The organism is Peptoniphilus sp. BV3AC2, assembly GCF_000478945.1.
GTDB classification, from domain to species: Bacteria; Bacillota; Clostridia; order Tissierellales; family Peptoniphilaceae; genus Peptoniphilus_B; species Peptoniphilus_B duerdenii.
The window spans coordinates 133,748-149,164 of sequence record NZ_AWXD01000008.1 but is presented as its reverse complement, the minus strand read 5'-3'; the positions used below and the strand labels follow the sequence as shown (position 1 = coordinate 149,164).

Sequence of the window (15,417 nt, the reverse complement as noted above, 5' to 3'; positions counted from 1 at the left end):
ACTTTTTAATCATAAATATATAATACTATATGTTGTGTTTTTAATCAATCAAAATTTAAAATAAATACTATATAAAGTGTAGCAACTTTGTGTAACTTTACTAGACGATGGGCTATTATAAATGTTATAATAAATTTTAAAGGAGAGATTATGAGAAGAACAAAGATTGTGTGCACCATAGGACCTGCTTCAGATTCTGAAAAGGTACTAGAAGCACTTTTTAAAGAAGGATTAGATGTTTGTAGACTTAATTTTTCCCATGGGACTCAGGAAGAGCACCTTGAAAGACTAAAGAGAATAAAAAACATTAGACAAAAACTTAATTTACCGATAGCAACCATGCTTGATACCAAGGGACCAGAGATAAGGCTGGGAATTTTCAAAGACCAAAAGAGGATTAACCTGGAATCGGGAGATAGATTTACTCTTACTACTAGAGATTTGGAAGGAGATGAACACATCGCCTCTGTATCTTATAAAGATCTACCACATGATGTAAAGGAAGGATCGAGAATATTAATCGACGACGGACTTGTTGAACTGAGGGTAGAATCCATAGAAGGAACAGAAATTCACTGTAGTTGTTTCAACGGTGGAGAGATATCTTCTAGAAAAGGTGTAAACGTTCCCGATGCACAAGTGAATCTGCCGGCACTGACGGAGAAAGATATTTCAGATATAAAATTTGCAGTTAAAAACGATATGGACTTCATTGCCGCATCATTTATTAGAAAAGCGGAGGACGTACTAGACATCAGAAGGATTCTCGAAGAAGAAGGAGACTACGATATCAAAATCATTTCCAAGATTGAATCCAAAGAAGGACTTGAAAATTTAGATGAAATTATAGAAGCTTCAGACGGAGTCATGGTGGCTAGAGGAGATCTTGGCGTGGAGATAGACACTGAAAAAGTGCCAATCGCACAAAAGAACATGATCAAAAAATGCAACGAAAAAGGAAAAGTAGTCATCACTGCCACCCAGATGCTGGACTCGATGATTAGAAATCCGCGTCCTACGAGGGCAGAGGCAAACGACGTTGCAAATGCTGTGCTGGATGGCACATCTTGTGTAATGTTAAGTGGGGAGACTGCAAGCGGAAAGTATCCAATTGAATCTGTTATAACCATGAGAAAGATTTTAGAAGTGACTGAAGACTCCATGGACTTCGACGAAATTTTAAGTAAGAAGATCGAAGAAATTTCAAACACTATCACAAATGCTATTGGCAAGAGCACCTGCACAATTGCAAGGGATTTAAATGCAAAAGCTATAATCACAGCGACAACTTCTGGATATACCACAAGATCCATTTCAAAATTTAGACCAAAGTCACTTATAATAGGAGCAACCACTTCTGAAAAAGTGAGAAGGCAACTGAATATGGAATGGGGAGTAAAATCCATCCTTGTGGAAAGTAAAGAGATAAGTAATGATGTCATTGATGCATCCATAGAAACATCGGTGAAAAAAGGTCTTGTGTCTCCAGGAGATACGGTTATAATAACCGCAGGAGTTCCTGTGGGTTTAGCAGGCTCAACCAACTTAATTAAAGTCGAAATAATAGGAGAGATCCTATCAAAGGGTATAGGTATTGGCGACAAAGAAGTGACTGGAAGAGCAGTAGTAATAGAAGATGAAGGTGACTTTATAAGGAAGTTCAAAGATGGGGATATTGTAGTAACCAAAGCAGTGACCCAAGAAATGACCAAGTATCTAAGTAGAGCAGCGGGCCTGGTAGTGGAAGAAGAAGGTTTCACAAGTCCATCTGCAATAGTGGGCATCACATTGGGACTACCAACAGTAGTGGGAAATATAGACATAACCCAAAAAATAAAATCCGGAGACATAATAACATTGTCATCATCGGAAGGTATAATAAGAAAAGGAAAGGTATTAAATTAAATGAGCACATTAGAAAAGTTAATCGAAGTAGTAAAACAAGATTCAGAAAAAGCCCTTGGCTGTACCGAGCCTGTAGCTGTAGGCTACTGTGCAAATGTGTGCAATAGTTACTTAGGCGCAGGCGAAAATGAAAAGATTGAATCAGTAGAAGTAAGAACATCCAAAAATATTTTCAAAAATGGAAAAGCAGTTTATATTCCAGTAGTAAAAGAAACTGGACTTGATTTAGCTGCAGCACTTGGAATATTTGCTCCAACAGTGGACGATGGATTTATGGTGTTTGACAAAATAGACGACGAAGTAATAAGAAAGGCAAAAGAATTATTAAAGTCAGGTAAACTAACCGTAAAACACATCCCAACCAAAGAAAATGTCTATGTAGATGTAAAGATAAAAACAAAAGATAAGGAAGCAATAGCAGTAGTATCTCACGCCCACACCAACATCAGCGAAGTAAAAGTCGATGGGGAAGTGGTATATAGAAACGAAGAAGAAATAGTTGCAAAAGATGACGACGATAAAATCGACATCAAGTCACTATCCTTCAAAGAACTTAGAGAAATCGTAGAAGGAGCTCCAGAACACACATTTGACTTCACACTAGAAGGAATCGAAGTCAACTTCAGAGCATCAGAACAAGGACTAAATGAAAAAGGTAAATTAGGAGCAACTTTAAAAGGACTAAAAGAAAAGGGAATCCTAGCAGATAACTTTGTAACCAAGGCGAGAATCATGACCGCAGCAGCAGCTGACATGAGAATGACTGGAGGAGACTGTCCGATAGTTACCTCAGGAGGATCAGGAAACCAAGGAATCGGAGTAATCCTACCAATAGCAATCGTAGCAGATGAAGAAGGAATAGATAAAGATAGATTAGGAAGAGCACTATTCTTTGCACACATCATAAATAGATATGTAAAAGAATACTCAGGCAAACTTTCAGGTATTTGCGGATGTGCAATAGGAGCAGCAGTAGGAGCCAGCGCAGCAATAACCTGGATGTTAGGCGGCACAGATGAACAAATAGCAGGAGCTCCAACCAATATCTACGCAAACCTAACAGGAATGGTATGTGACGGAGCAAAAGAATCTTGTTCAATGAAATTATCTACCTCAGCAGAAGAAGCGATCCTTGCAGCATACCTTGCAGTAAACGGAATGATCTCTAAAGAAAGTGTAGGAGTAGTAGGAGCAACCATAGAAGATACCATCTCCAACATAGGAAGACTTTCAAGAGAAGGATTCAAAGACGTAGATAATGTAATGCTAGATATAATAGAAGCATACTAAAATATAAAACACTAAACGGGCATGGAGCCCGTTTTTTTATGCGAAAAATTATAATTATAAAGTATAATGTTTACAATTCAATTTACTATAGTATATTATTAAATATATAAATAAATAATATGGAGGGAGTATGAAAAAGAAAATAATAATTATTACCCTTACTGTGCTGATATTATTGGGCACAAAAGTAGAAGCGCAAACCTTTAAAGATATGAAGAAACATTGGGCAAAGGAACAGATAGAATGGGCAGTTAATAAGAAACTATTCAATGGATATCCAGATGGAACATTTAAACCTCAAAGAGCGACAACAAGAGCTGAGTTTCTTACAATAATTTCCAACATGATTGGTATGGATTACACAGGAAGTCCAATTAGTTTCAAAGACGTTCCAAGCAAGATGTGGTACAAGCCAATAATAGAAAATTTGGTGGGATGGAAAATCGTAAAGGATGGAGATTACATAAATCCAGATTCTAAAATAACAAGGGACGAAGCGTTTGGATTATTGGGACAGCTATTTCCATATAGGGAACAGTATATGAAGCTTAGCTTCGAAGATAATTTCACCGTCAAAAGACATAGAGATATAGGAGTTTTAAAAGATCTAGGAATAGTAAATGGAGATGAATACAATAGAGTAATCGCTCACGAAGGCATAACTAGAGCAGAAATAGCAACCATACTCTACATCATGTCAAATAAAAACATAGAAGTTGAAAAACAATTGGTACAAAGAGCAAGAGAAGAAAATAAATTAAACTTTGACTTCGATGAAACATTTAGCAGAGAAAAATATGATAGAACATATATAAAACTCATGGCAACTCCACAAGAAACAGATCCTCAGATAGACGCATTATTTAGAGAACTAGACAGACAAAATCCAGGATTTACCTACAAAAAAAATAAAAAGTTTAGAATAGATACAAACGACCTTATTATGGACTTGCAAAGAGTAATAGAAGAAAGTCCGGATAGAATGTTTTTAAAAAGCTATGTATTAACTAACGAATACCCATCAGGAGATATCAAATTCAAATTCGAATACAGTGTATCTCAAGAATATGCAAGGACCATTATGAGTACTATCCATAGTATCAAGCAAGAAGCAGAAGGCAAAAACGATTATGAAAAAGTAAAGCTAGTACACGATTGGATAGTGAATAACACAAGGTATGCCTACGATGAATATAAATCAGGAAATTATCAAATAGACAAGAATATAACTGCCTACATGCCAATATCTATCTTTAAATATGGGAAAGGAGTTTGCCAAGCCTATGCAGAAACATTTGATCTATTGGCAAAAGAAGTGGGACTTTCATCAATCCTAATCTCAGGAAAAGCAACCAATAGTTTAGGTACGGGAGGACACGCTTGGAACTTAGTAAATGTGGACGGAAAGTTATACCATATAGACACAACCTGGGACGATCCAGTATCAAGTGATGGAAGAGATTTATTAAGGTATAAATATTTCTTAATTGATGATCAGACCATGTCTTTAAACCATATATGGGAAAGAAAAAATTATCCGGAAGCAAACAATGGATGCTTAAATGAAGGGCTGATTCTACAAGGAAATAGCACTTACTACAACAATACAGGTATAGATGGATCAAGTAATATATTGAACAACTAATTTAATTATATTATTGAATAAGAATTACAAAAACGGGATTAAGAACATTAAACCCGTTTTTTTGTTGAAAAAATCCCTGCCGAAGCAGGGATAAAAATTGTCTAGAATGGACCATAATTAATTTTTACAGCTACATAGACTGCACCTATTGCAACAATAAAGAAAAATATTATAAGTGGTGCCATAAACTTCAAGTATTTATTATATGGAACCTTACCATAAGATAAAAACATAAGAAGTGAACCATAGGTAAACCAAATCATGTTAGTTATACCATCTCCAAATTGATAGCAAAGAGTTGTAATTTGTCTATTGAGTCCAATTAAATCACCAAGAGGAATTATTAGAGGAATAAGAGCCATAGCCTTTCCTGAACCTGATGGCACAAGACCATTTAAAAGTGAAACTGCAATTATTATACCAATACCTGCGGTAAGAGCAGATGTGTTAGATAAAACATTTGCCATTGAGTTGATAATAGTATCTACGATACTAGTTGTTTCAAGAATCCATTGAACTCCTCTTGCGATACCAACGATAAGAGCTCCGCCCATAGCGGACTTTGCACCTTCTATAAGGGAATTAACTATTTCATCTCCACTCATCTTGTTTAGAAGACCGGCGATAACTCCACAAAGTAGGAATACAGCAGTCATGTCGTTGATGCTCCATTTAAGCTTAAACATTCCATATAGAGAAAGTAGGAAAGCACCTAAAAGAGCGAGTAGAGAAAGAGATTGACCAGCATTTAAATTCTTACCTTCATATGTAGAAAAATCATACTTTAGATCTGAAGTATCTACGTCCGCAACTAGACTTTTAGAAGGATCTTTCTTAATCTTATTTGCATAAGCAAGAATATAAGCTAGAGAGCCAACTAAAAATATTATCCAAACAACAAATCTCAAAGAAAAACCAGAGAATAGAGGTAGTTCTGAAATTTGTTGAGCAATTCCTACTGTTAATACGTTTGTTGGACCAGCACAGAAACCAGCCATCAATCCTACGATTACAATACTAACAGCGACTAAACTATCCAAGCCTAATGCTAGCATTATAGCAACAACCAAAGGGGTAAATGGAAGCATAGTTTCAATCCATCCTAAAAAACCACCGAGCATTGCAAATATTAAATAGAAAGCTATGATCAATAAATTGCTGCTATTGGTTCCAAGTTTAGAAATAAGTTTGTAGATTGCAAGTGGAATAGCTTCAGTTTTGTCATAAATTTTAAGTGTACCACCGATTATTAGTATAATTGCAATAACGGGAGCTGAACCTATAAAACCATATGGAACAGCACGGAAGATATCGATTATACTTGCGTGATGTGGATCCACAACCTTGTAGGAATTAGGAACAACCATAGTCTTACCTTCTACAACCTGTCTTTCGAAACTTCCTGCAGGGATTACGTAGCTTAAAAGTCCACATACAAAGATTACTGAAAATAAAAGTATGTATGGGTTAATGTTGAACGATTTTTTCTTTTTCATTGGATTACCTCCTTAAATTTATTAATTTAATTATAGAACAAAAAAAAGAAATTTTCATCTTTTTTTGAAAAAAACGTTTTTTTATTTGATTTTTTAAATAAATATTATAAAATAGTCTTAGGTGATAATATGAAAGAAAATTTAAAAGAATTAGTAATTGATTTACAAGAAAAGTACGAAGATTTAACATGGAATCTAAGTAAGGAAATTTGGGATTTTTCAGAAGTAGGATTAATTGAATATAAAAGCGCGGATGCTTTTAGAAAAATTTTAAAAGAAAACGGTTTTACAATTACTCCTGTTAAAGGAATCGAAACTGCATTTGTAGCAAGCTATGGAGACACATCTCCAGTAATAGGGTTCACAGGAGAATATGATGCTCTACCAGGATTAAGTCAAGTTGCCAACCTTACAGAAAAGAAATCAGAAGAAGGAAAGACTGATGGTCACGGATGTGGACATAATAATTTAGGAACAGGAGCATTGGGAGCAGCTCTAATAATCAAAGACTACATTGACAAAATAGGACATGGAACCGTTAAATTTTTCGGGACACCATCTGAAGAAAGAGATGGAGCAAAGACATTTATGGCAAGAGACGGCTATTTTGATGATTTAGACATGGCTTTGACGTGGCACCCAAAAGATCGAAATGCCGTATGGACAGAAGGAACTTTAGCTAATGTAATTATGGATTATAAGTTCAAAGGAATATCATCTCACGCATCAGATGCACCGGAAAATGGAAGAAGTGCCCTAGATTCATGCGAACTTATGAACGTAGGTGTAAATTACTTAAGAGAACACGTTGTTGAGCAAGCTAGAATTCACTATGCTTACCAAGATGTGGGAGGAAGTGCTCCAAACGTCGTGCAATCTCATGCAGGACTTAGATATTTTTATCGTGCTCCAAAAATAAAAGAAGCCTTAGACATAGCAAGAAGAGGGGACAATATTGCAAAAGCTGCAGCGATGATGTGCGAAACTGAAGTTGAAGTAAAAATGATCGTTGCAATTTCCGATTACCATTCAAATAAAACATTGGCAAAAGTTATGGACGAAGCATTTAAAGAAATAGGTGCTCCAGAATTTGATGAGAAAGATTTTGAGCTAGCAAGAAAATTCTATGAAACACAAGCAGAATCAGTAAAAGAAGCTACAAAAGAAAGACTTTTAGATGAATTCGAAACTAAAGAAGTAGAAGAAATGATAAAGTGTGGTATACAAACAAAAGTCGAACCGCTTGATTTTAAGAGAAGAACCATGACCATCACATCAGACGTTGGAGATTTAAGCTATGCAGCGCCAACAATCCAACTTAATATGGCGACAGCTGCGCTTGGAACAAGTCTTCATACATGGCAAATGACAGCGCAAGGACTCACACCATACGCAAAAAAAGCAACTGCAAAGGCAATCCAAGTCTTAGCTCTAACAGCTATAAAAGCTATGAATAACCCTGAAATATTAAAAGAAGCAAAAGAAGAATTGGTAGCATTTAGAGGAGAAAAATATCAAACACCATTAAAAGATGATATAGTAATACGAGATCCAAAGATTAGTAAATAAGTAAAAGATATTTAGAATAAATTGTTTTTAAAAAAACTTCATAAAAAAGAAGCTTGGTAGTTGCAGATAAATGCAGAGCTACTAAGCTTTTTTTATTTAAAAATGGGTATAAACCTATATTATTTTTTAATGCTCTACGTAGAGCATTAGATTATTTTAAATGCTATCCGGATAGCATGAGATTATTTTTACGAGTTATATAAATTGTGATAACTATTGTTAAATGCGATTGCATAAACTTTTCTTTAAATGTTATGATCGTTCGAAACCATAGCAGAAATCTTTGATTTCGCATCAGAAGTCGATTGTCTATCAGGATGAATGTAGTTGAAAGTTTTACTGTAAAATCCAGATTTTCGATCAGACGAATAGATTTGTTAATATTTCTTTCATTAAAGGGAAGTTAGTTATCCTATTTAGAATATTTTACCGATTAAAACAAACATAACAAAAAATAAAAAAACTGTTAAGAACAATGTCTTAACAGTTTCTTGGTGCCCAGAGCCGGAATCGAACCAGCGACACGTAGATTTTCAGTCTACTGCTCTACCGACTGAGCTATCTGGGCATATGGTGGGCCTTCAGGGACTCGAACCCCGGACCTACCGGTTATGAGCCGGGCGCTCTAACCGACTGAGCTAAAGGCCCCTACTTAAAGAGTCTTGGCGGAGAAAGAGGGATTTGAACCCTCGCGACCCTAATGAGCCCTACTCCCTTAGCAGGGGAGCCTCTTCAGCCTCTTGAGTATTTCTCCAGTATCAATTCCCTACGGTTATGTTTTCCGCATCACTCTTAATAGTATATATGACCATCTAAGAATTGTCAACAGAAAAATTTGAGATAAATCTATCTCTTTGGAATTGCTATTCTATTTTAACATTTTAAATTATATAAGTAAAGAAAAAATTTTTTGGGGGGGATTATTTCCTTGAAAACTAGTTTTTTACCTAAGGAACATACATTTGACAAATATTTTTCTTCTCATTAAGATATAATATATTAGAAAGAATATATTTATATAAAAGGTTAGATTATGGATTTTAAGATACATTCAAAATTTAAACCAACAGGAGATCAACCGGAAGCTATTGATGGTTTGGTCAAGGGTTTAAACAAAGGTTATAAACATCAAACTTTGCTGGGAGTTACTGGCTCGGGCAAGACTTTTACCATGGCAAATGTAATTGAAAAGGTGCAGAGACCGACTCTTGTAATCGCACACAACAAGACTCTTGCATACCAACTTGCCAGCGAGTTCAAGGAATTTTTCCCGGAAAATGCAATTGAATACTTCGTCAGTTACTACGACTACTATCAACCGGAAGCGTATGTGCCTGGAACGGATACTTTTATTGAAAAGGATTCTTCTATAAACGATGAGATCGATAAACTGAGACATTCAGCCACCATGGCTCTTTTTGAAAGAAGAGACGTGGTTATTGTGGCGTCTGTATCTTGTATCTATGGTCTGGGAGACCCGATTGATTATGAGCATCTTGCGATTTCTCTACGCCCTGGTATGATAAGGGACAGAAACGAAATCATGTCGAAGCTTGTGGATATTCAATACGTTAGAAACGATATAAATTTCATAAGGGGTACCTTTAGAGTTAGGGGAGATACTTTGGAAGTATTTCCTGCATCTAGCTCCGACAGGTCCATTCGTATTGAATTTTTTGGTGACGAAATCGATAGAATTACTGAAATAGATACTCTAACTGGAAATATAACTGGATATTTAAACCACGCATTTATTACTCCTGCATCCCACTTTGCCACTTCTTCTGAAAAGGTGGACAGGGCGATTGAAACTATAAAGATTGAACTGGACGAGAGATTAAAAGAACTTCGTGGTCAGGAAAAGCTGTTGGAAGCTCAAAGGCTTGAACAGAGGACCAACTACGATTTGGAAATGCTTCAAGAGATGGGATTTTGTTCTGGAATAGAAAACTATTCGAGACATCTCTCCGGTAGAGAACCGGGAAGTCGTCCATACACTTTGATAGATTATTTTCCTAAGGATTTTCTTTTAATCATCGATGAATCCCACGTTACGATTCCTCAAATTCGAGGAATGTACAACGGTGATAGATCTAGGAAGCAGACCTTGGTGGACTATGGTTTTAGACTTCCATCTGCCCTAGACAATAGACCTCTTAGGTTTAACGAGTTTGAGTCCATGGTCAATCAGGCAATCTACGTCAGTGCCACACCTGGGCCTTACGAAAAGGAACATCAAGAAAATTATGTGGAACAGATCATAAGACCTACTGGACTTCTCGATCCAAAGATTGAGGTAAGACCTATTAAAGGTCAAATCGATGACCTAGTTTCTGAAATAAATAAGAGGGCAGAAAAGGGCGAGAGAACTCTTGTCACTACTCTTACGAAAAAAATGGCGGAGGATCTTACCAAGTATTTTAAAGAACTTGGAATCAAGGTTACCTATATGCACTCCGACGTGGATACTATTGAGAGAATGGAAATTATTAGAGATCTTCGTCTCGGTGTTTACGATGTGCTAATCGGAATCAACCTTCTTCGTGAAGGTCTGGACCTACCAGAGGTTTCCCTCGTTGCAATCTTAGATGCGGACAAGGAAGGTTTCCTTCGTTCTGAGACTTCTCTTATACAGACATCTGGTCGTGCTGCGAGAAATGTGGACGGTATAGTAATCATGTATGCGGATACCATCACCAAGTCAATGGATGTAACCATAACCGAGACAGAAAGAAGAAGAAAGATTCAAAATCAGTACAATATAGATCACAATATAGTTCCTAAGACCATTGAAAAGGGAATTAGGGATGTCATCGCCACCACAATTGCATCGGAAAGTAACGAAACTTACAAAGTGGACGATGAATTTACAAATGATGAAATAGAAGCCATGATTGAAGGCTTAAAGGTTAGAATGTACAAAGAGGCAGAAGGCTTGAACTTCGAAGCTGCTGCCGAGATTCGTGATAAAATAGAAGAACTTAGAAAGAAGATGATTGATTGACAGATAATATTGTTATAAAAGGCGGAAGGCAACACAATTTAAAGAATGTGAATCTAACTCTGCCGAGAAATAAATTTATAGTTTTTACAGGGCTATCCGGATCGGGCAAGAGCTCACTGGCTTTTGATACCATCTATGCGGAAGGGCAAAGAAGGTATGTTGAGAGTTTATCCTCCTATGCGAGACAGTTCTTGGGACAGATGGATAAGCCAGAAGTTGAGAGCATAGAAGGGATGAGTCCTTCTATTTCTATTGACCAAAAAACCACCAGCAAGAATCCTCGTTCAACCGTTGGAACCGTAACGGAGATTTACGACTACTTGAGACTTCTCTTTGCAAGGGTAGGTCATCCTTACTGTCCAATCTGCGGCAAGGAAATAACTTCCTATACAGTAGATCAAATGGTGGACAGAATTATGGAACTGGAGGAGAGAAGTAGGATTGTAATCCTCGCTCCAGTAGTGAGAAGAAGAAAGGGAACCCACAAAAAGGTTCTTGATAAGATAAAGAAAGATGGATTTATAAGAGCGGTTGTAGATGGTGAGATGCTTGACATAACCGCCGAAGAAGTGGAACTGGACAAAAATACATTCCACGATATTTCCATAGTAGTAGATAGACTTATAGTTAAAGAAGGAATCGAGTCAAGACTTAGCGATTCCCTTGAGCTTGCTCTAAATGCCAGCGACGGAATTGTAAATGTCGATGTTATAGATGGGGAAACATTTGTGTTTTCATCTAAGCTAGCTTGTCCAGAATGTAATATTGTAATAGAAGAGATCACTCCTCGTTCGTTTTCATTTAACAGTCCACTAGGAGCCTGCGAAGTTTGTAATGGACTTGGATTTTCAAAGGAACCAGATCCAGAACTGATCATCCCAAACAAGGACCTATCCATCAGCGAAGGCGCCATCGCATCATTTTCAAATGTGGACGGCACCTACTACATGGAGATCTTTAAACAGATTGCAAAACATTATAAATTCAGCGAGAAAGCACCGATTAAAGATGCTCCTCCTGAAATGATAAATGACATTCTCTACGGAACGAAGTACAATGTAAATATAAGGTACAAGTCAATGTTTAGCGGCATGACTGGTTTCAAAGGCAACTGGGAAGGCGTAATTTATAATTTAAAGAGAAGGTATACTGAGACTAGTTCTGACAGAGTTATTGACAAGATTGATGAATTTATGTCTGACGAACCATGTCCGAAATGTCATGGCAAGAGGCTAAAAGATGCTTCTTTAGCAGTAAAGGTAAATGGAAAAAATATTGCAGAAGTGACGGATATGTCCATCGTTGATGCACTGGAATTTTTCAACAATCTAAAACTTTCTGAAAAGGAAGAGATAATCGCAAAACAGGTGCTAAAAGAAATAAGAGAGCGTCTAGGATTTTTAAAAAATGTCGGTCTCGACTATCTAACCATGTCTAGAATGGCGGGCACACTTTCCGGTGGAGAGGCACAGAGAATTCGTCTTGCCACTCAAATAGGATCTCACTTGGTGGGAGTTATCTACGTCCTTGATGAGCCGAGCATTGGACTTCATCAAAGGGACAACGACAGACTTTTGAAAACTCTTAGAGAGCTTACAGATATTGGAAATACACTAATCGTAGTTGAACATGATGAGGATACTATGAGAGCCTGTGATATGATTGTAGATATCGGTCCGAAGGCGGGAATCCACGGTGGAGAGATAGTCGCAACAGGCTCGGTGGAAGACATAGAAAAGTGCGAAAGATCCATAACTGGACAGTATCTATCTGGCAAGAAGAAAATAGAAGTTCCGAAAACAAGGCGTGAATATACAGGCAAGACCATAAAGATTCATGGAGCAGCAGAAAATAATCTAAAAGATATAGATGTTGAGATACCACTAGGACAATTCGTATGTGTCACTGGAGTTAGCGGCTCAGGCAAAAGTTCCTTGGTAAATGAAATTCTGTACAAAGCCCTCGCTTCTTCGGTAAATAAATCGAAGATCAAGCCTGGAAAATATAAATCAATCGAAGGATTAGAAAATATAGACAAGGTTGTAGACATTGACCAAAGTCCTATCGGCAGGACACCGCGTTCAAACCCAGCAACCTACACTGGAACCTTTGATTTAATAAGAGATATATTTGCCATGACCAACGAAGCCAAGATGCGTGGATATAAGAAGGGCAGATTTTCCTTCAATGTGAAAGGCGGAAGATGCGAAGCTTGTAGTGGAGACGGAATAATAAAAGTAGAGATGCACTTTCTACCAGATGTATACGTACCTTGCGAAGTCTGCAAAGGCAAGAGGTACAATAGGGAGACACTGCAAGTATTATTTAAAGGCAAAAATATTTCTGACGTGCTTGACATGACCGTGGAAGAAGCGATAGAATTCTTCGAGAACCATCCAAGGGTACTTCGCAAACTAGAAACACTACAAAATGTAGGACTATCATATATAAAATTAGGACAACCATCCACCCAACTTTCTGGAGGAGAAGCACAGAGAATTAAACTTGCAACGGAGCTATCCAAGAGGGGAACGGGAAACACCATCTACATTTTAGATGAACCGACAACAGGTCTTCACACTGCGGACATCCACATGCTTATAGAAGTTCTCCAAGAATTGGTGGACAGGGGCAACACAGTTGTGGTAATCGAACACAATTTAGATGTAATAAAGACGGCGGACCACATAATCGACCTAGGACCCGAAGGAGGTTCTGGAGGAGGGACGATTGTGGCAACGGGACGCCCGGAAGAAATAGTTAAAAATAAAAATTCCTACACAGGAAAATATTTAAAGAAAGTGCTTGGTGACAATGAAAAAAAGAATTAAAAATATAGTATTAGCGGCACTAATCATAATCTCAGCAGCCTTACCAAATTCATCACTTGCCTACACAAGACCAAATAATTTTTCAAATTTAAAAGGTGCAGCAAGGATTGAAGGAATAAAGAGATTTCAAGCTGAGTTAAACGTGCCAACTACGGGAGTTATAGATGCGATGACGAAAAAAGTACTTCACACTGAAAATATCAGAGTGAGGGACTATGTAAAACCACCGACAAATGGAAATTGGATCACAGTAAACCTAACCAATAGGATCTTGACTATGTACAAGGGAAATGAAGTTCTATATAAATTTCCAGTAGCGGTAGGCGCATCAGCAACACCAACTCCAGCGGTAAAGGGAAAGATCATGAACAAACATGTGAACCCAGCTTGGGGAGGAATGGGCGGCAAGTACAAAGCTACCTCTCCAGACGATCCGTACAATCCACTTGGAGAGAGATGGATGGGTCTAAACCTTGGTAAGTACAGCGGATATGGAATCCACGGCACCATAAAACCACATCAAATAGGAATGTATGTGTCCAACGGATGTATAAGAATGTTCAATCACGATATAGAAAACTATATCTTCCCAGCATCTAAGGTGGGTATGCCAGTTTATATAGGAAGAAATGAAGAATTAAATTCCTGGGGAGTTTACCAATATTTTGAAGAAATAGATCCTAATGCAGCACCAAAAGATACACCCCAAAAACCAGTGGTAGAAAATTACGAAACAGAGGATCTATACGAATATTAATAATATAAGAAAGTTCAAGAATAAGTCTTGGACTTTTTTGTTTGGGAAAAAGTGTCTTGTATTTGTAGCGAAAGCATTTTGCTTCCACAGCCGAAGGCTACAATAAACTTTGCAAATAGTTAACACCTATCTAGCGAAAACCATCGCAATTTGTCATCCTGAGAGGCAAAGGCGTTAGCCTTTGAAGTCGAAGGATCTCTGTACAGATTAACCACCCAATTGCAGTCACCCTGAGCGGAAGAGCCGAAGGCTCTGGAGTCGAATGGGTATAACCTCCGAGGGTTAAATCCTTACAAGTGAAAAAATTTTCAAAGATTATAAAAAAATAAATGTAAATAAGTATTCTATGTATAACCTAAACCAATTCTTTATCCTTCAAATTTTCTTTTACGAGGGAGAATGGCAGTCGAGTTCTGCAAATCAGCCTTCGCAATGCTCGGCTTCTTTGGAACTCTTTGCATAAGACCTGCTACGAAATCGGAGATTTCGGCTAGGGCTTTAACGCAATTAACGTCTCTCGAAAAAACCTACGGTTTTCTCTACGAGACTCGCAGTTTCCTCCCTTCTCCCTCGAGCTCCCTCTACCCACCTCGCATTGGGGAAGTTTTGGTAGAGATTTTTTTATCTGGCTAAAATTTTCCAAACTCGCTACGCTCAGACAGTGGAAAATTTCTTAACGCCGGAAGCAAAAATCACTTGTGGTGGCTTAGAATTAAATCTGTAGTAGACATTGATTAAGGATTCTATGAGATGAATTAGAATTTATATTTTTGCACGCCTAACGGCTGAGGGAGAAGAATTTAGTATTTAGGTTAATGGAAGCTAATAGCTTCCGCTACGAAAAATAAATAATCATTAAATTAAAATATAAAAATAAGAGAAATCTTTACTCAGGCGTAGCCGTGGAAAAACCAATCCTT

General features: G+C 37.4%; 8 protein-coding genes and 3 tRNA genes. 7 read left to right on the top strand and 4 right to left on the bottom strand.

Translation table 11 applies throughout. From position 1 onward, the window contains the following. The first annotated feature begins 150 nt into the window (after positions 1-150). The 3 genes from pyk to HMPREF1252_RS09200 all read left to right on the top strand — a co-directional run bounded on the left by pyk (position 151) and on the right by HMPREF1252_RS09200 (position 4,840). A complete protein-coding gene (pyk, locus tag HMPREF1252_RS02530; protein WP_023059394.1) occupies positions 151-1,905 on the top strand; it encodes a pyruvate kinase in 1,755 nt (584 codons plus the stop codon). Further along, positions 1,906-3,195 carry a serine dehydratase subunit alpha family protein gene (locus HMPREF1252_RS02525; RefSeq protein ID WP_023059271.1) on the top strand — a complete coding sequence of 430 codons (1,290 nt, stop codon included), beginning with the start codon at positions 1,906-1,908 and terminating at the stop codon, positions 3,193-3,195. A 130-nt stretch (positions 3,196-3,325) separates the two neighbouring features. Next, on the top strand, positions 3,326-4,840 hold the full coding sequence (locus HMPREF1252_RS09200) for an S-layer homology domain-containing protein (RefSeq protein ID WP_023059309.1): 1,515 nt from the start codon (positions 3,326-3,328) through the stop codon (positions 4,838-4,840). Between the two features lie 101 nt (positions 4,841-4,941). Here the strand turns inward: HMPREF1252_RS09200 and HMPREF1252_RS02515 are convergent, their stop codons facing one another. Further along, complete coding sequence (locus HMPREF1252_RS02515) at positions 4,942-6,336, bottom strand: YfcC family protein (RefSeq protein ID WP_023059299.1); 1,395 nt, start codon at positions 6,334-6,336, stop codon at positions 4,942-4,944. A gap of 129 nt (positions 6,337-6,465) precedes the next feature. Here HMPREF1252_RS02515 and HMPREF1252_RS02510 point away from each other — a divergent pair, with 129 nt between their 5' ends. Then, positions 6,466-7,905 (top strand): amidohydrolase, encoded by a 1,440-nt coding sequence (locus tag HMPREF1252_RS02510; RefSeq protein WP_023059239.1) that lies wholly within the window; start codon positions 6,466-6,468, stop codon positions 7,903-7,905. 492 nt (positions 7,906-8,397) lie between these two features. On the opposite strand, the gene HMPREF1252_RS02505 is transcribed toward HMPREF1252_RS02510, so the two are convergent. From HMPREF1252_RS02505 to HMPREF1252_RS02495, 3 genes are all read right to left on the bottom strand, one after another. Beyond that, positions 8,398-8,473 (bottom strand) — tRNA-Phe (locus HMPREF1252_RS02505). Between the two features lie 3 nt (positions 8,474-8,476). Then, a tRNA-Ile gene (locus HMPREF1252_RS02500) sits at positions 8,477-8,553 on the bottom strand. 15 nt (positions 8,554-8,568) lie between these two features. Further along, positions 8,569-8,659, bottom strand: a tRNA-Ser gene (locus tag HMPREF1252_RS02495). Positions 8,660-8,938: 279 nt separating this feature from the next. Between HMPREF1252_RS02495 and uvrB the strand changes: the two genes are divergently transcribed. The 3 genes from uvrB to HMPREF1252_RS09195 are packed head-to-tail and all read left to right on the top strand — an operon-like array spanning position 8,939 to position 14,497. Further along, a complete protein-coding gene (gene uvrB, locus HMPREF1252_RS02490; protein WP_008901648.1) occupies positions 8,939-10,909 on the top strand; it encodes an excinuclease ABC subunit UvrB in 1,971 nt (656 codons plus the stop codon). Then, a complete protein-coding gene (gene uvrA / locus HMPREF1252_RS02485) occupies positions 10,906-13,740 on the top strand; it encodes an excinuclease ABC subunit UvrA (protein WP_023059191.1) in 2,835 nt (944 codons plus the stop codon). The genes uvrB and uvrA overlap by 4 nt, the downstream gene beginning before the upstream one ends. After that, complete coding sequence (locus HMPREF1252_RS09195) at positions 13,724-14,497, top strand: L,D-transpeptidase (protein WP_023059350.1); 774 nt, start codon at positions 13,724-13,726, stop codon at positions 14,495-14,497. The genes uvrA and HMPREF1252_RS09195 overlap by 17 nt, the downstream gene beginning before the upstream one ends. Positions 14,498-15,417: the final 920 nt, after the last annotated feature.